The organism is Micromonospora arborensis, from assembly GCF_003205615.1.
GTDB lineage: Bacteria > Actinomycetota > Actinomycetes > Mycobacteriales > Micromonosporaceae > Micromonospora > Micromonospora arborensis.
Genome location: NZ_PYBV01000062.1, coordinates 30672 through 50954 on the forward strand (window position 1 = coordinate 30672; position 20283 = coordinate 50954).

Here is a 20283-nt window from a genome sequence, read left to right on the forward strand (position 1 = left end):
ATGCTCGTGGGGAAAGATCATGTTCATGACGTACTGGAAGGGCGCCCCGCGCCTCGCAGAGTGAAGGGCCCGGCGCTGGTGTCGCCGCTGGGCGACTGGGGATGGCTGGAAGCGGGCGTCGTCTCGGGTGATGTTCTTGTTCCTGGCAGCGATGTGCGGTCACACATTTGGTATTGGGTCGAGGCTGACCGGGACGGATTGGTGACTCGTCGCCTGCTGACCTTCACGACCGACCGCCGCCTGTCGGCCCGGCGGATCATCTTCGAGTTGCTGCACCAGCTGTGCTTCGAGAATTCCCACTGGCCTCCGGTGGCAGACGCCGCCGAGTCGGCCCTGAATGACGTGGATCCGCAGGTGCGGCGCACTGCGGCGACGTTACTGGTGGGCACCGTTGAACCTGATCGGGCCTTGTCGGCTTTGGCCGCCTCGACTGATCCGGTCGTCCGGATCGCCCTCGTGGATGCCATACCCTGGAGCTGGGTCGCGCAGCATCAAGCCATCCTGGAACGCCTACGGTCGGATCTTGTTCCGGCCATCCGGCTACTGGCCAATATCGCAGTGTTCAGCAGAGACGACCCGGTGGCCTGGCCGGCGCTGGACGCCGCGGTCCTCGCCGACCTCGAGTCGTGCGCGGGAGTCCTGAACGGGCCAGGATCCCGTCTTGAGGAGACCGGCGGCGAGCGCTGGGCACGGGCACTGACCGGCTTCGATCGGGAGCAGGACTGCTACGCCTGGGCGGAACGGTTGGCAAACCGGTCCGAGAGCCCAGAGGTCAGGCTCGAAGGCGTACGGATGGCGCTCGCGGCGATGCGTGAGTGGCGCGGCGCGCCCGCGCGGGTGACGCCGATGTTGACTGGCCTCCTGCAGGACGAAATTTCCGAGGTACGGTCGGCGGCGCTGCACACGTTGGCGGCCTCATTGACCGCGTCCCGTATCGCCGACGACGAGCTCGCCGTGCTGTTGGATGATCCTGAGTTCGGTGCGGTGGCCGCTACCGCGCTGGGCAGCGTTGGCGACCACCGAGCCGTGCCGCATCTGGTAAGGCTGATGCTTTCCGACAGTGACGAGCCGCGCCTGGCTGAGGCGTTCAAGGCGGTTGCCCGGGCGGGCGCCGATCCGCACGCGCCGGTGGCCGCCGCCCGGCAGATCCTGGCCGCGTTGCCGGATTCGTGCGCGCCGGCCCTGCCGATGCGGGTGCTGGCCGCGTTCGGTCCGGCTGCTGCTGCCGCGGTGCCGGAACTCATTGCCAGACTCGAAGGGGCCGAGAACGACACTCCGGACTGTGCGATCTACGTTCTGGGACGGATCGGGCCAGCCGCCGCAGCCGCGGCAGCGTTGCTGCGGCAGTACCCGACGCAAGGCGCGACGCTAGCCCTTCTCAAAGTCACATCGGACCGGGCGGTCGCCGACCAGTATCTCGCTGGCCGGCCGGAACAACCCGGCCGCCGAGACGGGATCGCGCCAGCTCTTCTGACCTGGCTGGCCGAACACGACGGACTCACCGCCCGCCAGCATAAACAACTGCGGAGCCTGTTCCAGGCTCCCGGATTCGGGCAGTTGACGTCTGCCGGCGCACTATGGCTCCACGATGGCCCCGCGGTAGCTGCTGAACTGCTGGAGGTTCTACCGGATTACCTGTCCGACGACCTGTACGGGCGCAAGGCGCTGCGAGTCCTCGCCGCGATGGGGTCGCACGCACGGCCGATACTCGACCGGCTGGATCGATTCGTGGTCTCCCGGCACCGAGCCGGGATGAATATCGGCGATTTCGACGCCGAGATGCGCGCGGACGAAATGCTGCACGCCGCCGTCATCGCCGCCCGGCAGGAGATCGCTGAGTAAATCGCCCTCGTGCCTTCGCTTCTGCCGCTGACAATGCGCGGTGATCGTGGGTGTGCTCCCCGATCGACCGATGCGGCCGCGGGAGCCGGCGCTGGTGCCAACCAAGGCACTGGGCCGGCAGCTCACGATCGGTCGGCGGTCGGCGGCCCGGTGCGAGCCCGGTTTTGGGGGGAGCAGATTGGGTGCAGGTTGGCGAAGTGGTCAGCGCGGCCGAAGTGCTCACCGATGTTGGACAGGACGGCGGGCGTTGACCTGCGGTGACGCGGCCGAGCGGTCCGGCGTGAGCTCCCTGAGAAGATCGAAGAGGTCAACCTTTGCTGGTCACCGCCTGTCCGGTGCCGGGCTGTCGTCGTGGGCCCCTCAGGCGCGATCGAAAGGGTTCGCCGCGTCGACGTACCGCTCCGGGCCGTCCGTGGTGCCGTCGGTATGGATCCCGGAAGCTGAGACTCACGTCCCACCAGCAACCTTCTGGCCAGGGCTTCTAGCTGGGAGACCTCTTCGGCGAACCCGAAGGTGTCAGCATTGGTAGCTCCGGGTCGTCAGGCAGGCGATGTTGACAGACGTGCGCACATCCCGACGTTGAGTGCGCCGCTAATTCGCTCGCCGATCAGGGCTAGCGTGTTGGCCACATTCCTCGCCGGACGAGGCGATCGAGGTGGTCGAGCAGCTTCACCTCGCTGCGAGCCAGCCCCTCACGCTCGGGCGTCGGTAGATCGGCAAGCAGGTTAGGGAGCTGCTCATTGCGTGGTACGAACACCATGCTGCCGGAGCGCTCGCGGCAGGTCGAGCACCAAGCCAAGCCGACGCAGCGCTCGTAGGATCTATCGGAGGGCGGGTTAAAGCGGTATCTGTAGGAGTAGATCTCGCCAGCCGGCCCCGCAAACGCCCCGACGTGCTGATCACGGACAAGGGCTACGCCCACGACTCCACCCGGCGAGCCCTGCGTTCACGCGGCATTCGCGCGTCATCCCCCGAACGTTGCGACCAGGTCGCTTGCCGGGCCGCCAAGGGCAGCAACGGCGGGTGGCCACCGGCCTTCGACAAGGGTGATCTACCGCAAGCCCAACGTCGTGGAACGCTGCTTCAACCGGCTCAGACAGTAGCGCGACCTGGCCATCCGCTACGCCGAACGCGCATCCCCCTACCGATCCAACCTCGTCCTCGTCGCCGCCAGCGTCTGGCTTCCGTGATCGACAGGACAGGCACCTAGGTAGCAGCCGTACCCCCGGGTTTCTTCGCCGCAGTTCTGCGCCCGAAGTGCGCTCCCGGCAAGGACGAAGTGCCTCAAGATCGTGCATGACTACGCCGCGCCGCCCGGACATCGTCCGACACTGCGTCCGGGATCGCCCACCCGCACACCATCATCCTGGCAGGGTGACCATCAGCTCCTTGCCGGGCAACGCCTTCACCGAGTTTCGAGATCCTTTCAGCCGGCACCTTCGGCGTCACGGCTCCGCTCAACCGCTGGCTCCCCGCGTCGGCCAGGGACCCCAACCGCACGGGCGAACCGTCAACTTCGCGACACTCGGAGCGCGGGCGAAGAATTGCTACTCGCTGATTGCCGTTCACCACGCCTACGATCCGCACAGGTCTGAACTTCTCCCGCGACATTGCTTAAGAATTGTGATCGTATTTCACTTCCCGCACGCGGCAGGCGGCGTAATAGCTGCTGCAAAAAGCTGCGGCGTAAGGAATCCGTGGACCCATTTCGGCTTTCGAGGAAAGGTGGCGCGGCATGTCGCTCTCACGTCGTTTCCGAATGTCGACGGCCGCCGCCGCGGTGGCCCTGCTGACCGCCGGTGTGCTGGTCCTGACGCCGGGCACCTCGCTGGCGGTGGGGTCCACGCTGTTCAATCAGCCCTTCCACAACAACACCGCGAACGGCGTCGGCGCGGTCATGCTGCCCGACACGTCGCTCGTACCCGGAAGCAACGTCGCGTGCCTCACCGCAGCCGGAAACTCGACCATCGGCCCGCTGTTGAGCTGTCCGACGTCCACCGATGCGCAGGGCGCCGGGAAGTTGCGGTTCACCTCGGCCACGGCCAACCAGATCGGCGGTGTGTTCAGCGCGGTCAGTGTGCCGACGTCGCAGGGCTTGGACATCACCTTCAACACTTACCAGTACGGCGGCAATGCCGACGGGCTGGCCTTCGTGCTGGCCGCAGTGGACCCCGCCAACCCCCGCTCGCCGGCGGTCATGGGGCGTGGCGGAGGGTCTCTGGGCTATTCCGCGGCCTTCAACGGCAACACCCTGGGCTTGTCCAACGGCTATCTGGGTATCGGCTTCGATGTCTTCGGCAACTTCAGCAGCAGCAGCTATCAGGGCAGCGGTTGCACCAACCCGCCCTACATCTCGACGACGGGAAGGGTGCCCGGGCAGGTGGTCGTGCGTGGACCGGGCCGCGACAGGGTGGGCTACTGCGCGGTCAACAGCACCGCGACGACCACCGCGTCGCCGCCGTTGGCGCTGGGTGCGGCGACCCGGGCTGCCTCGCAGGTACCGGTCCAGGTCGTGATCAATCCGACGGGCGCCGCCTTCACCACCGGCTCCGGTATCAGCGTGCCGGCCGGCGAGTACCGGGTCCGGTTCACGCCGGTAGGTGGGGCGGCGGTCACCCTGTCGGGGGTCCTGCCAACCGTCGCGGCCAGTTTCTACCCGTCGCCCACGTGGGTGAATGCGAACGGGATCCCGAGGCAGCTCGCCTTCGGCTGGGTCGCCTCCACCGGTTCGGTGTCCGCCTTCCACGAGATCGACAATGCCGCGGCGACCACCTTCACCGCGGTGCCGGATCTGAACGTGACGCAGACCAGCTACACCGGACCCGCGCCGCAGCCAGGTGACCCGGTCAATTACTCGGTCACCGCCGGAGTCGACCCCGGCGTGGCCGAGACCGCACCGATCTCGGTGACGCAGACGGCGCCGACCGGTGTGGTTCCACTCGGCGCCTTCGGCAGCGGCTGGGTCTGCGGAACCCCGGTCGGACAGACCATCACCTGCCTCAACAACAACGGACCCTTCGCCGCGGGCAGTTCCCTGCCGCCGATCTCGGTGGTGGCCATCGTCACCGGAGCCGGAGTGACGCCCGCCCTGATCCAGACCGCGACGGTCGCGACCTCGTCATCCAACGACGCCAACCCGGGGTACTCCTCGTCCACCACCCCGGTCGCCCCACCCCCGACACCCAGCGGAATTACCGTGACGCCGGCGCTTAGCTCCGTCGCCGGGGGCATCCCGGTCACCGTCGGCGGCACCAACATCGCCGGTGCGACGGCGATCGAGATCGGCACCACCGCCGAACAGCAGGCCGGTACCCCGGTGACCCTGCTGCCCTGCCAGTCCGGGCCCGCCGCCGGTTGCTTCACCGTCAACGGCAACGGGACGCTGGCCGTCTCGTCTATGCCCGCGCGCGCCTCGGCCGGTACGGTCAACGTCACCGTCGTCACCCGCGGCGTCGCTGCCTCGACCAGCTACGTCTACGCCTCCGCGCCGGCAGCACCAGCGGCGCCGACCGCGACGGCCGGCATCACCAGCGCCACCGTGAGCTGGACCGCGCCCGCTGACAACGGCAGCCCGATCACCGGCTATGTGGTCACACCGATCCGCAACGGGACAGCCCAGGCCACCCAATCGTTCGACGCGAGCACGACCACCCGCACCCTGACCGGTTTGACCGCCGGCGCGTCGTACACCTTCCGCGTCGCCGCGGTGAACGCCTTCGGCACCGGCGCGAACAGCCCGCCCTCGAATGCCGTCATCCCCTACACCGTTCCCGCTGCGCCGACCATCACGGCGGTCAGCGCCGGAAGCAACGCCGCCACCCTGAGCTGGAACGCCCCCAGCAACGGCGGTTCGGCGATCACCAGCTACGTGGTCACCCCCTACATCGTTGGGGTCCCCCAGCCGGCGCAGACCTTCCCCAGCGGGTCGACCACCCGCACCATCACCGGACTGACCGCCGGAACGACATACACATTCCGGGTCGCCGCAACCAACGCCGCCGGCACGGGCCCGGCCTCCGCCGCATCCGCGCCGATCACCATCAACGCCTCGCCCAGCCTGAACTTCCCACCGCCGCCGCCCGGTGAGGTCGGCGCCGCCTACAGCGAACAGCTCACCGTCACCGGTGGCACCGCACCGTTCGCCTGGTCGATCAGCGCCGGCTCGCTACCGCCCGGGGTGACGCTGAACCCCTTCACCGGACTGCTCTCGGGCACTCCCACGACTGCCGGCAGTTTCTCGTTCACCGTCCAGGTCGCCGACGCCAGTGACCTCACCGCGAGCCGGGCCGCCACGATCGTGATCGCGCCACCGCCCACCCTGACGTTCCCGCCGCCGCCGGCTGGTGAGGTCAACGTGGTCTACAGCGAACAGCTCACTGTCACCGGCGGCACCGGACCCTTCACCTGGTCGATCAGCGCAGGGGCGCTGCCGCCCGGCCTGTCCCTCAACACCAGCACCGGTCTGCTCTCCGGCATCCCCAGCGCCGCCGGCACCTTCTCGTTCACCGTCCGGATCGTCGATTCGTTCGGGCAGAGCGACACCCGACCGGCGACCCTGGTCATCCGCCAGACGGCCACTCTGGCGCTGACCTCCTCGACGACCACCGCCACCTTCGGCACCCCGGTCACCTTCACCGCCACCGCAGGGCCGGCACCGGCCACCGGAACGGTGACCTTCACCGCCGTCTCCAGCACCGGGAACACCGTCACGCTGGGCACCGTGCCACTGTCGGGCAACGTCGCCGTACTCACCGTCGCCCTGCCGGCCTTCAACACGAACACGGTCACCGCCCGCTACGGCGGTGACGCCACCCATGGCACCGCCACGTCGAACTCCATCGCTGTGCAGGTCTCCGCGATCCTCGGGGAACTGATCATCGACCAGTTCCGGTTCTCTGGTCCCGGCGGGGCCACTGACCAGTACGTCCAGCTCTACAACACCGGAGCCGCGATACCGCTGGCCGGCTTCACCATCGCGTCCGCCACCGGGGCGTCGCTGACCCTGCCGCAGGACGCTCCCACCCTGCCCACGGGACGGTCCTACCTGGTCGCCGCCACCGGGTACTCGCTCAACACCGTGGCCAGCCCGGACCTGAACACCGGCAGCCTCGGCGGCGGTGGCCTGAAGATCAGCGCACCGGACGCGGCCGCCACGGTCACCGACGCCGTCGGCTCCACCGGCGCCGGCTTCTACTCCGGTACCCCACTACCGACCCTGACCGGTGTCCCCACCAACCAGTACGCCTGGCAGAGACTCACGACCGCCGGCCGACCCGCCAACACCCAGAACAACAATGCCGACTTCAAGCTGATCTCCACCACGGCAACGCCGGTTGGCGGGGTTCCGTCCGCCCTCGGCGCTCCGTCACCGCAGAACACCGGATCGCCCTACCAACAGAACGCGGTGCTCCAGTCGACGCTGCTCGCCCCCACCGTGGCGGCCACCGCCACCCCGAACCAGACGTACGTACCGGGCACCGGCGGCAACCCCGGCACCTTGACGGTGCGCCGCACCATCACCAACCGCTCCGCCACCGCCACCATCACCACGACCCAACTGAGAATCACCAGCCTGAGCGAGGCCAACGGCGCACCCCGACCGGGCGTGCCCGTCCAACCCACCAACCCCGCGCGCCTCAGGATCGTCGCCCCGGCGACCCCCACCAGCAGCGTCACCATCCCCGGCGGCGCAACCGTCACCGTACAGAACCTGTCCGTCGACCCTCCGGCCAGCGCGCTCGGCGGCGGCCTCGGCAGCAACCTCACCGTCCCGCTGCCCGGCGGCAGCCTGGCCCCAGGTGAGTCCGTGCACGTCGCGCTGACCTTCGCCGTCGACCAGGGTGGAACGTTCTGGTTCGGCTACAACGTCGATGCGCTCAGCACCGAGCCGGGCCTCGCCAGACGAACCATGGCGACCGTGCCCGGCCATAAGACCCGCATCGCACCGCCGACCCAACGGTCCGGCGCCGCCGGCCGGATCTGAAATCCAGCCAGGCGTCTCCCCAGCTAGGAATGCACCCTCGTTGCCAATACCCAGAGAGAAATACACGGATATGCCCGTCTCTGCCATGATTGTAGGTAGCGAGCCCGAGCCCGAACTTCCTCGTGCTCACCACCGCATCGACCGCAGACATGGAACAGGGAAGCGCCAGTGAATATGCCTCGCATGATGGAAGACAACCCGCGGGCAGGGTTTCCGGTGGACCGAACGGATCACCGCTACAGCCCACCGCTCATCAAACGGCTCGGCACCCTCGCCGAACTCACCAGGGGCGGCACAGTGGGACCGGACGACGGACTGGGCGGCGCCGGCGGCGACGGGTCCCTGTGAGCGGTGGCCGCAACGCCCGCACCCGACTGTTGGCTACGTTGCTTGGGCGGATAGCCGCAGGAGAACCCGCGTGTGTAACCCTTGACAACCGGCCCCCGATCTGGCCAAAAGAAGAGGCGAAACCCCTTCACCGCGACCGAAGTGCTCACCGACGCCAGACAGAACCGAGGGCTCTGACCTTGCGGTGATGTGGCCGAGCGGTGCGGTATCGACGGGCACCGGAAACAGGTCGTCGGTTCGGCGCCACGATTCGTGGGGTACCTGCCAGAGTGGTTCATGCCCTTGAGCGCGTACCACCTCAGAACCTCGGTCGCCGTGTCCGACATTCAGAAGGCCGTGGCCTTTTACGAAGGCGCGCTGGGCCTGCGGGCGTTGCGGTCCGGCCCAAGCGCCACCATCGCCGACGGCAGCCGCGTCTATGGCTCCGGTGGCGGGCCGGCGTTGAACGTGTACCAGTCGGTCACTGCCGGGAAGACCCCGGCGACGCTGGCGACGTGGTACGTCGACGACATCGACCAGATTGTCGACGAGCTCTCCTCGTCCGGCGTCGAGTTCGTTCGCTACGAGCAGCTCGAGCACGACGCCAAGGGGATCACCGCGCGGGCCGGAGGTGGACGTATCGCGTGGTTCCAGGACCCAGACGGCAACACCTTCGCTCTCGAAGCCGACGTGTGACCTCCTGGCTCGCGATCTGCTCCGTCACCACCAGGCCGTCATCTCCGCTCAGGATCGCGGTGACCGGCGGATGCCGCCTGGACCGCCCGTACCCTGAGTTATCGGTATTCGACGATCCTGCAGGACGCCAATATCTGCCTGGTCCTTGCACCAGTTCACGAAATATTCAATGTCGCGCTGAGCGTCATCGGTGGTGGGGCAATGGGTCGTGTCGCCCCTCGGACACGAACCATAACCCCACGGTGCGCGCTGAGATCCACTGCAGCGCGCACCGTTTGCGATTTCGGTCTGGTACGTGAGTCGGAGTCCGAGTTGTCGATAGACCTCGGCTTTGTCGTTGGAGTCGGCGTCGCGCAGAACGGTGGCGATGTCGCCGAGCGCTCGGACTAGGTCGGCGATCTGGGTGCGGCTCATCCGACGTGGCTCTGTCTGCTGGGTCGTTTGGAGATCAGCTTCGGCTCGTGCCCTTTCGGCCTGGGTTTGGGTAATCCAACCGCTGACTAATACGGGATCTGCGCCGGCATCGAGGGCGGCCCGGTACTGGGCGAGCTTCGCGTCACAGGCCGCGATCGTGGCCTGAGCTGCGGCCGTCTGTGGCCTCAGTTGGTCCGTTGGCTGGGCGTCGCACATGGCGGTGATCGTTTGGTCGAGGTGGTCCGGGGTGAACGCGGATGCCAGCCACTCGTCGAGCGGGTCGGTGAGGGCGTCCTCGCGCAGGTAGACGTTGCGGGGGTGTTCGACCTCGTTGGCCAGGGCGTATTCCTGAGGGAAGCGGCAGCGGTAGTAGGCGGCGCCGTGGTTGTACTGGCCTTGCATGCGGCGCTCACAGACGGCGCAGTAGATCATCCCCCGAAAGACGTAGGGGTTGCAGGCACGGCGCTGGCGCTCCTGACGGTCGACGGCTCGCGCGCGACGGGTGAGTAGGGCCTGCGCTTGCTCGAAGGTCTCGTCATCGATCAGGGGTGGGCGGGTGATCTCCTTCGAGACCACCCACTTGTCACGGGCGTTCCAGCGCATGACCGCCGGTGTGACCCAGGGCGACGTCGTCGACGTCGAGGAGGACCTCGCCGGTGCGTTGTTTGTTCCACACCTGCCGGCCGGTGTAGCGGGGGTTGGTGAGGATGACGCGGATGGCGCTCTTGGACCAGGCGATGCCGCTGCGGTGTCTGTTGCGGGCCCGGTCGTGTGCCGAGGGGCAGGGCACGTGGTTGGCGGTGAGTCCTTCGGCGATGGCGAATAGTCCGTAGCCGGCGAGGAACTCGTCGAAGATCCGGCGGACGATGGGGGAGGTCTGGGCATCCGGGGTGAGCCCGCGGAGGTGTTTGCCGTCGGCGGCCTTCGCGGGGTTGGGGTGAGGGCCGAGATCACGCAGGGTGTAGCCGTATGGCGGGCGTCCGCCGAGGTATCGGCCTTCCAGGAGTGTCTGGGCGGCCATGGCGGTGCGGACGCGCAGCTTGATGCGGTTGCGTTCGCCTTTGCTCATGCCGCCGAAGACGGACATGACAAGTTCGTGTGCCTCGTTGTCGGGGTCGATGGGGCCGCCGATCTCGGGTACCCAGAGTTCACACCGAAGAGGTCGCTGGTTCGATACCAGCATCGCCCACTCTCAATTCGTGCAGGTCAGTAGCCCGTTGCCGGAGTAGCCGGTAACGGGCTACGCCGTATGCGCAGCTTACATTGGGAGCAGATTGGGAGCAGCGCGGCTGGCTCTGGATTCGGACCGGCATGGACCCGCCCGGCTGGCATGCCGAGCGTGTCGAGCTGGCGGTGGGGATGGCTCAGCAACGCGGTGCCCACCCCGCGGTTCTGCTACTCGGGGCTGACGGCGACGTAGGCGAGGTAGTGGTGTGGCTCGCTTGGGTGAAACGCCTCGAACACCGCGTCGAGGAGGGCGAACTTCGGCGCGTACACCCCGGTGGCCGCTTCCAGCGCTGCTGGATGCTCCCGTGAGCCCTTGGGCGGGGTTCGGGGCGCGGGTACCGGATCGCGATGATCATGGCTCGGTCAAGCCCTGCCGGAAGGCGTACGTGACGGCCTGTGCCCGGTCGCGGGCGCCGATCTTCGCGAACAGGTGGTTGATGTGACTCTTCACTGTTCCTTCGCTGACGACCAGGTGAGAGGCGATCTCGGCGTTGGACAAGCCACCGGCCATCAGTGACAGCACCTCGGCCTCGCGGGGCGTGAGACCGTCCGGGAACCTTGATCGTGGCGTCGGCTCAGTTGCGATCGCGTCGATGAGGTGGCGCTGCACGGCCGGGTCGACGACGGCGTGGTTGTCCAGGACCTGCCGCAGCGCCTCGGAGATCTGCGCACCGCTGGCGTCCTTGGTGAGGTAGCCGCGGGCGCCGGCGCGAAACGCGTCCAGCACCGATCGATCGTCCGAATACGTGGTCAGCACGACCACCTTGGTCTCGGGCACCTCGCTGCGCAGGCGACGGGTGGCCTCGATCCCGTCACACCGTGGCATGCGCAGGTCCATGAGCACGACATCCGGTCGGAGGGCCTCGGCGAGCGTGACCGCCTCGTCGCCGTCGGCGGCCGTTCCGACCACCTCGAAGCCCTTCATCAGAGCGAGCACCATGGTCAGACCCTCACGGACCACGCGCTGGTCGTCGGCGATGAGCACCCGGATCATGTCGGCACTACCAGATCGACCCGAAACCCATGATCGGTCGTGCCCGCGCTGAGCGTGCCGCCGAGCAGCTCGGCCCGCTCACGCATCCCGGTCAGCCCGTAGCCGCCCGTCTCGGCAGGGATCACGAGACCCCGGTCGGCGAAGTCCTCTACGGTCAGGCGGGTACCGGTCGATTCGTAGGCAAGACGCAGTGAGACCCGGGTCGGCGACGCATGCCGGCGCACGTTGGTAAGTGCCTCTTGCGCCACCCGGTAGAGGGCCAGACGAGCCTCCGGTCTCAGCGAGCGTGGCTCGCCGGACACCGCGAAGTCGCACGGGACGGACTGATCTTGGCTGAATTGCTCGGCCAGCGCAGCCAGCCGGTCCGGTCCGGGCAGGTCGTCGTCCCGCAGCATCCCGATGGCCCGGCGAGCTTCCTCCAGGCCGCTACGGGCGAGATGATGGGCGCGGTCGACGGCGACGGGCAGGCGCGGATCGGTCGGATCCTCAGTGATCAGCATGCGCGCCCCCTCCAGGTGCAGCAGAAGTCCCGACAGAGAGTGGGCGAGCACGTCGTGCATCTCCCGGGCCAGCCGTTGCCGCTCGGCCAAGCCCGCTGCCTCGGCCAGCGCCGCCTGGCCGGCTTCGAGCTCGGCGAGCAGCCGCTTGGTCTCGCGCTGCGACTCGGCCAGCCGGAACGCCAGGTAGAGCGCGCCGAACAGCACGGCGAACCCGGCGAGCACGGCCAGGAAGCCAAAGTCCTGCCCGGTGATCGAAGCCAGCATCTCGAGTACCACGAACGCCACGATCAACGCCGGGACGGCCACCCGGACGGGCATCAACGCGGTCGCCGCGCACAGCACCGCCACCAGCACCGCCACCGAGCCCGGACCGCTCGGCTGTACCGCGACTAACGTCACCGAACCAACCAGCATCGCCCCGACGAAGACGGCGTGCGCCGGCCGGATCGGCACCTCGGCGGTCGCGTTGCGGCCGAACACTCCGGCCACGAACACGACGGTAGCCAGTACGACGATCAGCCGCGTCCCGGTCAGCCCGAATCGGGGCTCGGCGGTGGCGGCGGCCCACACGAACCACGCCAGCATCAGCGGTGTCAGCAGCTGCATCCACCGTACGACCCGGAGACGGGTCAGCGCGGGCTCCTCGGTCTGCACCCCACAAACCTAGCGGGATGTCGCCGCAACAGCGTCGGCGCAGAGGCTGTAGACGCGTCTCCACCCTCGGGTGGAGACGGGACTTCGATCCGCGCGCCGATGCCTGACCCCAGCCCCGAGACGCAGGCTGGGCGGCATGAAAAAAGACCACCTGAACGCCGTCGTCAAGCTGCTGACCGCCTTCCTGGTGATCAGCGTGTCCACCTTCCTTGCCGTGGTGCTGATGCGCCACGACCCGGCACTTGTCACCACAGCCGTCTGGGTTCGTACGCCACTGGTCGCCGCCAGTGCGGCAGTGCTTCTTCTCTTTGCCCACCGCGCAGCCGCCGGTCACCGTTCCTCGTTCCGCCGGCTGCGCATCATCTCGGTGGTGGTGCTGGCCGCGATCATCGGTGTCGTTGCCTGGCCGGGCGCGTTCCCCACCTGGCTGCGCATCGAGCAGGCTGTGTGCGGCGCTCTGATGCTCAACGTCGTGATTCGCGCGAATCTCCGTACGGTCCGGTCGTCCATGGAGGCCACCCCACAGGAACCAACGCCCATCGCTGTCGAGCGCACGTCAGGGCCATAGCCGCGGTACGCACGCTCGTCGTGGGTAGCGGGCGTCCTCGGCGGCTTCGAGTACGAGCTTGGCCCGCACGATCGGGGCGGCTCGGTGGGAAGCAGGCACTCCAGTGCACTGAACGGCGTTCAGGGCATCAACCGTGCACAAACGGACGGGCGGGACGCAGGCGTGATCCGCGCGAAATCACCCTGTTCGTTCAGCAGATCCTCGGCTACTCGCCGCTGCGGACCGGCATTGCCTTTTTGCCGTTCGCGCTCGGGATCGTGGTGACGGCGACCGTGGCGGGCAGGGCGATGACGCGTATCCAGCCGCGGATCATCGCAGGCATCGGCACCCTGCTGGCCGCCTTTTCGATGGCGATGTTCTCACGGCTTTCGGTGGACGACGGCCCGGCCGCCGCGGCGCTGGCCGCCACCGGCGGCACCACGGTCGGCGGGAATGTCAGCTACTGGGCCAGGTGTTCCCGTACCTGATCACCATGGCCGTGGGCATGGGAATGGTGCTGGCCGGCCTCACCCCGGCCTCGCTCTACCGGTTGGCACCGCAGGACACCGGCGTCGGCTCCGGCCTGTTCAACGCCGCCCAGCAACTCGGTGGATCAGTCGGCCTCGCCGTACTCAGCAGCGTGTCCCTGCACTTCGCCGGGCAGCGCACCGAGCAGGTGATCGGCCCGATCACCACAGCGCTTCCTGGCGACCCCGAGGCCGTGGGGCGGGCGCTGTTGCAGGCGCTTGCTTGACCACCGCCGAAACCCATCCGATATCTCGCCTGGCACTACTCTCAGTGACCAGCGCCGGGCGAGCCCCGCGATGACGCGCGGCGGCTCTTCAGTGATCCCCGCCGTTGTCCTGCCCGGCCCGGCGTCCGGCGTACGCGTTGCTCCTGGCTCACCCGCAGCAGCAATGAGACGTCCTTCACTACCCCTTCCCAGCCTTGCCGCCACCCGAAGTCGTACAGCTGTCGATGGGCTGGTGACGCGCGATTCGCGTGGCCGAATCGCCGACCGAACCGCGATGAGCGAACCTCAGTGGGTCTCCGGGCTGCCACTGAACATCAGGGAGCGTCGAGGGCTGATCGTCGTATCCGCGGACAAGCAAGGCGTCTTCAAGGTGACGAAGGAAGGCTACGTCCGGCTGCCGGCGGTGGTCCGTCAATGGTGCCGCCTCGCCGCCGGCGACCGCGTACTCATCGTGGCTGAATCAGCCAGCAACCGCCTGGTGGTTCATCCGCCAGCAAGGCTCGACGAGATGATCGGACAGGCTCACGATTTGGTCTTCGGGGGCGAGCATGAGTGACGCACCGGCGAGTCGAGCTGAGGTGGACGCGGCTCGGCTCCTTCTTGGAAGGTTCCTCGATATTTTCGTCGAGATTGGCGGGAAGGCGGCACGGTGATTCTTCCCTGGGCATCTACGATGTGGCGGATCTCGTCAGTGCCTGTGGCCGGCGGTGCAGCGCGGCACTGGCAGGTCTTCGCGACCTTGGTGAGCCAGGCCCGACCGTCTCGTACCGACAGCCGCCCGTTGAGTCGCTTGGCGTCGATACCGGGAACGATGGAGAGGCGGCTCAGCGTCTCGTAGGTCAGCGGGCGAGGTTCGGCTCCACGTTCTCGGCGAGGCGGTACGTCAGGTCGCCCGCGACCGTGGGGACGTCGCGACCGGGCCTACAGGTGCAGTTTCACCCACTTGTCGCGGGTCTTTCCGTGGACGTACTCACGGGTCCGGTTTGCCGGGGGGCGTGGAGGCATTCATCGATCCATTCCGGCAGGATGCGGCGATACCTGCCGTCCCTGACCGAACGCAGTTCGCCGGGGGCAATCGTCATCTTCACCCTGGACAAGCGGTAGGGGCGCGCCTCGACTAGCCGTCCTGGGCCGGGACCTGCCCGGGTGGCAACGAATCGGGCCCGGTCACGGCCGCTACGACGTGACAGCCACCATCCAGCAGGCCGCCGGCTGGGCGATCGGCGCGGGAGAGCACGAGTACGGCACCGCGGCCCGCTGTCCCGGCCTTCTGCGGCGAGCAGCCAACTGGGGTGCCGCACGAGTCCCATGGGTGCGTCGGACATGACAGGATAGGCGCTCACGTGGAGCCCTCTCGAGGTCTGCATTCTGTCGCACGGACTTGTCTATCGATGGCTCTAGGCCTACCTCCGGCACCATCCGATACGGACCGATCTGCCCGTGTAATGGCGGATCATCTGCCATTCCTTGTTGAGATAACCTAAATGTCCTTGAGATTCCCGTAATTGCCCAGCCAGGCATCGACCCTGGTGCTCGCGGTGACCATTTGTGTACAGTCAGGACAGCGCGTCTTTCGGGGGGACAGGCGACATGTTCATCAAGCTGCTCGGGTCGCTCGAAGTGGTCCACGAACGGCGATCGCTGGATTTGGGAGGGCCACGGCAACGGATCGTTCTGGCGATGCTGGCGTTGAATGCCAATAGAGTGACGCCGGTCGACCAACTGGTGGACGCGGTGTGGGACACGGCGCCACCGTCGACGGCCCGCGGCCAGATCCAGACCTGCATCTCGGGCCTGCGCAAACTGCTGACGACAGGCGGCCCGGGCGGTGTCATCAGCACCCATCCGCACGGATACCAACTGCAGCTCACGGCGCAGGAACTGGACACCGAGCAGTTCGCCGACCTCGTCACCGAGGCACGGCGGCACGCCGCCGACGCACGTCTGGACGCCGCTGCGACGACCCTGCGGGAGGCCCTGTCCCTGTGGCGCGGGGTCGCCCTGGCCGACGTCGACAGCGACCTGGTGCGCCTCGGAGCCGCCCGGCTCGAGGACCGCTACCTCTCCACCCTGGAGGAACGGCTGCGCCTCGACCTGGCGCTCGGCCGGCACGGCGAGGTCATCGACGAACTCGGTGAACTGATCCACCGCCATCAGCTCCGCGAGCGCCTGTACGAATACCTGATGCTCGCGCTGTACCGGGCCGGCCGCCCAGCCGAGTCGCTTGAGGTGTCCCGGCGCTGCCGGGCGGTGCTCGCCGAGGAGTTGGGCATCGAGCCCGGCGGTCAGTTGCAGGATCTGGAACGCGCGATCCTCAACCGCCAGCCCCACCTGGACCAGTGGGCCCCGCCGCCGACCAAACCGCCGGGCCCCTTCTCGGGGGCGGGCTCGGTGGCCCCGCCGCCGACGCCCGCGGCGTCGGTCCCGGCGGCACCGATCTCGCCCGCGCCGGTCTCGGCCATGCCGCTCTCCGTGGCCCCGGTGTCCGCCGCGGCGGCCGGTCCGCCGCCGATGCCGGCCGAGGCCGATCAGCCCCGGGTGCCCAGCGAGCTGCCCTTCACCATCGCCGACTTCACCGGCCGCGAGGATCTGATCGACCAGATCAAGAGAGTCCTCGTCGCGCTGCCGGGCGACACCGCGTCGCCCTACTCGATGCCGATCGTGGCCATCTCCGGGGCCGGCGGCGTCGGTAAGTCGAGCCTGGCCCTGCGGGTCGCGCACGAACTGCTCGACGTGTTCCCGGGCGGGCACCTCTACGGCGACCTGCAGGGTGCCGCCGGCGGCGACACCGGCGCGGTTCTCGCCCGGTTCCTGCGCGCGCTCGGCATCCGGGGCTCGGCCATCCCGGAGGATTTGGAGGAACGCGTCCAGCTGTACCGCAGCACGGTGGCCCGCAGCAGGGTCCTGGTGGTGCTCGACGACGTCACCTCCGAGGAACAGGCGCTGCCGCTGCTGCCCGGCAGCGGCGACTGCGCGGTCATCGTGACCAGCCGGGCCCGGCTGTCCGGCCTGCCCGGCGCGGCCTGCGTGGACGTCGAGCCGTTCGAGGTCTCGCACGCCAGAGAGCTGCTCTGCAAGATCGTCGGTGCCGAGCGGGTACGCGCCGAGGACCGCGCCGCCACCGACCTGCTGCGCTTCTGCGGCGGGCTGCCGCTGGCCCTGCGCATCGCGGGCGCCCGGCTGGCCGCGCGGCCACACTGGAACATCGCGATGCTCGTCCGCCGGCTCGGCAACGAGGCCCGCCGGCTGGACGAGTTCTCGCACCGCGGGCTCGAACTGCGGGCCAGCATCAGTCTGACCTACCGCGGCCTGGGCTCCCGGGTGCAGCGGGCGTTCCGGCTGTTCGGCATGCTCGACGGGCACGACTTCCCGCCCTGGGTGGCCGCCGCGCTGATGGACACCGACCTGAGCGACGCCGGCGACCTGCTGGAGAGCCTGGTCGACGCCCGGATGCTCGACGTGGTCGAGTACCCGGGTCAGCGCACCCGCTACCGCTACCACGACCTGATCCGGGTGTACGCGCAGGAGCGGCTCGCCGAGTCGGACAACGAGGCCGGCCGCGCCGACGCGCTGCGCCGGGTGCTCGGCGGCTGGCTGTGGTTGGCCGACGAGGCGCACCGGCGGGAGTACGGCGGCGACTACACCGTGCTGCACGGCGACGCTCCCCGGTGGCGGCCCCGCACCGAGCCCGGCCGGCACGCGTACCCGGCGGACTGGTGGGAGTCGGAGAGCGACTGGTGGGAGACCGAGCGCACGGCCCTCATCGCCGCCATCCGCCAGGCCGCCGCCGCGGGACTCGACGAGCACTGCTGGGACCTGGCGCTCACGTCGGTGACCCTGTTCGAGAGCAAGGGCTATTTCGAGCTGTGGCGGGAGACGGCCGAACTCGGCCTGGACGCCACGACCCGGGCCGGCAACGAGACCGGCCGGGCGGCGATGCTCTACTCGATGGGCACACTGCACATGTTCCAGAAGCAACTGCCCGACGCCGAACGCTGCTTCGACGGCGCGATGCGGGTCTTCGAGGCGTCCGCCAACACGCACGGCCGAGGCCTGGTGCTGCGCAACCTGGCCCTGGTGCACGGGCTGCGCGGCGAGACCGCCGAGATGGTCGAGCACTACCGCGAGGCGCTGACCGCGATGCGGGCCGTCCACGACCGGATGGGTGAGGCCCAGATCCTGCGCAGCCTGGCCAAGTGGGCCATCGACGAGGGCGACCCGGAGCAGGGTTCCCGGCTGCTCGGCGAGGCGCTGGCGATCTGCCGGGAGGTGCGCTGCCTGCGCGGCGAGGCCCAGGTCACGCACCAGTACGCGCACCTGTACCAGGCGACCGGCCGGCTCGACCTGAGCGCGCAGGCCATGCGGCGGGTGCTGAGCATCGTGCGCGAGACCGGCGACCGGATCGGCGAGACGTACGCGTTGTTCGGCCTCGGCGCGGTGCGGGTGGCCGAGGGCGACGCGGAGGAGGGCGAGCGGACCCTGCTGCGGGCCCTGGCCCTGGCCCGGCAGGTCGACGAGCGGCTGGTCGAGGGCGAGGCGTTGTACGCCCTGGGCGAACTCTGCCTGACCGACGGCCGGGTCGAGGAGGCCGCCGAGCATCTCTCGGCCGCGTCCGTGCTGTTCGAGGAGCTGGGTTCGGTGCTGTGGCACGCACGCACGCTGGCCGGCATGTCCACCGTGCACCGGGCCAAGAGCGAGCTGGAGAAGGCCGCGTACGACCTGGACCGGGCCGAGCGGCTACTGGCGGGCCTCGGCTCGCGGGAGGCCGGACGCTGGCTGGAACAGGTGCGGGCCAGCCGGGAGGCGCTGCCCGCCGCACCGGGTGTGCCGACCGGCATGGGCGTGACCCCCTGAGAGGGTCACGCCCACGCGGTGTCGGCTCGGGTCAGGGCAGGCGGACCTTGACGATCTCGCCGATCCCCGGCGCGAGCGCCTGGTTGGAGAGGAACAGGTCGCGGCCGGAGACCGCGATGCCGGTCGGCGCGATCAGGCCGGCGGGCGAGAACTCGGTCCTGCTCCCGTCCCGCTCGAACCGGGTGATCTTGCCGGGGCCGGGCGGGAAGATCTCGCCGGCCGCCGACAGGGAGACTGCGAGCAGACGTCCCTTGTGGTCGAAGGCGAGGTCGGTCAGCAGGGTGAGGCCGTCGGCGTACACCGTGGGAGCCTGACCGGGCACGACCCGGTAGACCCGCGCGGTGCCCGGCACCACACTCAGCTCGGCGACGTACAGCGCACCGTCCGGACCCACCTCGACCGCGGTCGGCGCGCTGTGCAGCTGCCAGCCGTCGCCCATGTCCTTGGTCGGGAAGACCGCAAGCGTGTGCACCTTGCCGAGCGGGTCGACCCAGAGCAGCGTGTTGGCGCCGGCGTCGGCCACCGCGTAACCGCCGCGGTACGGGGTCATGCCGTACGGGTTGGACTCGATCTCGTTGCCGGGCGGCGCGCCGATTCCGCCGTCCGGGTTGGTGCGCGCCTCGTGCACGCCGAAGTCGGCACCGAGCCGCGGGGCCTGGTCGAGCCGGTCGTAGTGCAGCAGGCGGCCCATCTCGGGCCCGTTCGCGCCGAACGGGTTCAGGCCGGTCCGCTGGTCGATGCCCGAGGTGGACATCAGCACCTGAAGCTTGCCGCCGACCAGCGACAGGTCCGCCGGTCCGGTGGCATACGAGCCGTCGGTCGGTGCGCCGAGCGACGGCAGACCCTCGACGACTCGGCGGACCTCGCCGTCGCGGACTGTGGTGATCGCCCCGCTGCGGCCCAGGCACTGCTCACCCTCGGGTGTGACGATGCACTGCAGGCCGCCACCGACACCGGCCTCGGCGACCCAGATCGTGCCTCGGTCGACCGTCAGGTGACGAGGATTGTTCAGCCCGGAGGCCACGACTTCGAGCGTGGCCTGCCGGGTGTGTCCGGAGCCCCCCGCGGTCGCCGCGCTGGCGGTCGGCGCCACCATGACGGCGGCGCCGGCCAGCACCAGAAGCGACCGTCTCCCTATGTTCATCTGCTGTCCTCTCTCGGGTGTGTATTACCAGTGCATGTCCAGGTCGTGGTCGGGGCGCCGGTCGTCCCTGGCCTCGGCGGCGACGGTGGTCGACACCGCAGTGGTGGCCGAGCCGGTGAACGCCGCCTCCGCGGCGGCGAACGACAGTGCGAACAGGCCGAGCAACTTGACGGTGGAGGCGGTCTTTGCCAGCTGGATCCGCATGCCGTGTTCCTCATCTCTGCGCTGAGCGCTCCGTACCGCTGCGTTAGGACGACCAGAGCGTCACGCACCGCGTTCTCGACCGGCTTTCCATCGGTCGAGAGCGAACAAAGAGCGGGTGAAAAGACAGCCCCGGGACCCTCTTC

Annotated in this window: 15 protein-coding genes and 1 pseudogene; 10 read left to right on the plus strand and 6 right to left on the minus strand. The window is 68.8% G+C overall.

Translation table 11 applies throughout. From position 1 onward, the window contains the following. The 5 genes and pseudogenes from C7C45_RS31835 (at position 1) to C7C45_RS31850 (ending at position 8848) form a co-directional block, all read left to right on the plus strand. Positions 1-1842 (plus strand): hypothetical protein, encoded by a 1842-nt coding sequence (locus tag C7C45_RS31835; RefSeq protein WP_146247469.1) that lies wholly within the window; start codon positions 1-3, stop codon positions 1840-1842. 868 nt (positions 1843-2710) lie between these two features. Beyond that, positions 2711-3032: pseudogene (locus tag C7C45_RS35355) on the plus strand (transposase); the annotation flags it as partial. A gap of 545 nt (positions 3033-3577) precedes the next feature. Then, on the plus strand, positions 3578-7825 hold the full coding sequence (locus C7C45_RS31840; RefSeq protein WP_208641484.1) for a beta strand repeat-containing protein: 4248 nt from the start codon (positions 3578-3580) through the stop codon (positions 7823-7825). A gap of 216 nt (positions 7826-8041) precedes the next feature. Then, a complete protein-coding gene (locus C7C45_RS31845) occupies positions 8042-8173 on the plus strand; it encodes a lasso RiPP family leader peptide-containing protein (protein WP_167454903.1) in 132 nt (43 codons plus the stop codon). Positions 8174-8449: 276 nt separating this feature from the next. After that, complete coding sequence (locus tag C7C45_RS31850; protein ID WP_110568510.1) at positions 8450-8848, plus strand: VOC family protein; 399 nt, start codon at positions 8450-8452, stop codon at positions 8846-8848. Between the two features lie 48 nt (positions 8849-8896). Here C7C45_RS31850 and C7C45_RS34600 read toward each other — a convergent pair whose 3' ends face one another. The 4 genes from C7C45_RS34600 to C7C45_RS31865 form a co-directional block, all read right to left on the minus strand. Beyond that, complete coding sequence (locus C7C45_RS34600; protein WP_208641486.1) at positions 8897-9865, minus strand: recombinase zinc beta ribbon domain-containing protein; 969 nt, start codon at positions 9863-9865, stop codon at positions 8897-8899. Continuing rightward, a complete protein-coding gene (locus tag C7C45_RS34605) occupies positions 9846-10349 on the minus strand; it encodes a recombinase family protein (protein ID WP_208641488.1) in 504 nt (167 codons plus the stop codon). Before C7C45_RS34605 ends, C7C45_RS34600 begins: the two co-directional genes overlap by 20 nt. Before the next feature lie 492 nt (positions 10350-10841). Next, positions 10842-11483 carry a response regulator gene (locus tag C7C45_RS31860; protein WP_110568457.1) on the minus strand — a complete coding sequence of 214 codons (642 nt, stop codon included), beginning with the start codon at positions 11481-11483 and terminating at the stop codon, positions 10842-10844. Continuing rightward, a complete protein-coding gene (locus C7C45_RS31865) occupies positions 11480-12637 on the minus strand; it encodes a sensor histidine kinase (protein WP_110568459.1) in 1158 nt (385 codons plus the stop codon). The genes C7C45_RS31860 and C7C45_RS31865 overlap by 4 nt, the downstream gene beginning before the upstream one ends. A gap of 136 nt (positions 12638-12773) precedes the next feature. Between C7C45_RS31865 and C7C45_RS31870 the strand changes: the two genes are divergently transcribed. The 5 genes from C7C45_RS31870 to C7C45_RS31895 all read left to right on the plus strand — a co-directional run bounded on the left by C7C45_RS31870 (position 12774) and on the right by C7C45_RS31895 (position 18792). Then, a complete protein-coding gene (locus tag C7C45_RS31870; RefSeq protein WP_110568461.1) occupies positions 12774-13205 on the plus strand; it encodes a hypothetical protein in 432 nt (143 codons plus the stop codon). A gap of 236 nt (positions 13206-13441) precedes the next feature. Then, complete coding sequence (locus tag C7C45_RS33765; protein ID WP_146247471.1) at positions 13442-13672, plus strand: MFS transporter; 231 nt, start codon at positions 13442-13444, stop codon at positions 13670-13672. Next, on the plus strand, positions 13657-13938 hold the full coding sequence (locus tag C7C45_RS31880) for a hypothetical protein (protein WP_110568464.1): 282 nt from the start codon (positions 13657-13659) through the stop codon (positions 13936-13938). The genes C7C45_RS33765 and C7C45_RS31880 overlap by 16 nt, the downstream gene beginning before the upstream one ends. Positions 13939-14170: 232 nt before the next feature. Then, positions 14171-14494 (plus strand): AbrB/MazE/SpoVT family DNA-binding domain-containing protein, encoded by a 324-nt coding sequence (locus tag C7C45_RS31885; RefSeq protein WP_244200676.1) that lies wholly within the window; start codon positions 14171-14173, stop codon positions 14492-14494. Between the two features lie 1034 nt (positions 14495-15528). Beyond that, the gene (locus C7C45_RS31895) at positions 15529-18792 is read left to right on the plus strand and encodes an AfsR/SARP family transcriptional regulator (RefSeq protein ID WP_110568466.1); all 3264 of its coding nucleotides are present in this window, start codon (positions 15529-15531) and stop codon (positions 18790-18792) included. A gap of 31 nt (positions 18793-18823) precedes the next feature. Here C7C45_RS31895 and C7C45_RS31900 read toward each other — a convergent pair whose 3' ends face one another. Next, positions 18824-19936 (minus strand): ScyD/ScyE family protein, encoded by a 1113-nt coding sequence (locus C7C45_RS31900; RefSeq protein WP_110568468.1) that lies wholly within the window; start codon positions 19934-19936, stop codon positions 18824-18826. Between the two features lie 24 nt (positions 19937-19960). Further along, on the minus strand, positions 19961-20140 hold the full coding sequence (locus C7C45_RS31905) for a hypothetical protein (RefSeq protein ID WP_110568470.1): 180 nt from the start codon (positions 20138-20140) through the stop codon (positions 19961-19963). Between the last annotated feature and the right edge of the window lie 143 nt (positions 20141-20283).

Bases quoted from the DNA above. Each gene is read 5' to 3' on its own strand.
- C7C45_RS31835 (WP_146247469.1), top strand. From the start codon at position 1: ATGCTCGTGGGGAAAGATCATGTTCATGACGTACTGGAAGGGCGCCCC.
- C7C45_RS31840 (WP_208641484.1), top strand. From the start codon at position 3,578: ATGTCGCTCTCACGTCGTTTCCGAATGTCGACGGCCGCCGCCGCGGTG.
- C7C45_RS31850 (WP_110568510.1), top strand. From the start codon at position 8,450: ATGCCCTTGAGCGCGTACCACCTCAGAACCTCGGTCGCCGTGTCCGAC.
- C7C45_RS34600 (WP_208641486.1), bottom strand. From the start codon at position 9,865: ATGCGCTGGAACGCCCGTGACAAGTGGGTGGTCTCGAAGGAGATCACC.
- C7C45_RS34605 (WP_208641488.1), bottom strand. From the start codon at position 10,349: ATGTCCGTCTTCGGCGGCATGAGCAAAGGCGAACGCAACCGCATCAAG.
- C7C45_RS31860 (WP_110568457.1), bottom strand. From the start codon at position 11,483: ATGATCCGGGTGCTCATCGCCGACGACCAGCGCGTGGTCCGTGAGGGT.
- C7C45_RS31870 (WP_110568461.1), top strand. From the start codon at position 12,774: ATGAAAAAAGACCACCTGAACGCCGTCGTCAAGCTGCTGACCGCCTTC.
- C7C45_RS31895 (WP_110568466.1), top strand. From the start codon at position 15,529: ATGTTCATCAAGCTGCTCGGGTCGCTCGAAGTGGTCCACGAACGGCGA.
- C7C45_RS31900 (WP_110568468.1), bottom strand. From the start codon at position 19,936: ATGAACATAGGGAGACGGTCGCTTCTGGTGCTGGCCGGCGCCGCCGTC.
- C7C45_RS31905 (WP_110568470.1), bottom strand. From the start codon at position 20,140: ATGCGGATCCAGCTGGCAAAGACCGCCTCCACCGTCAAGTTGCTCGGC.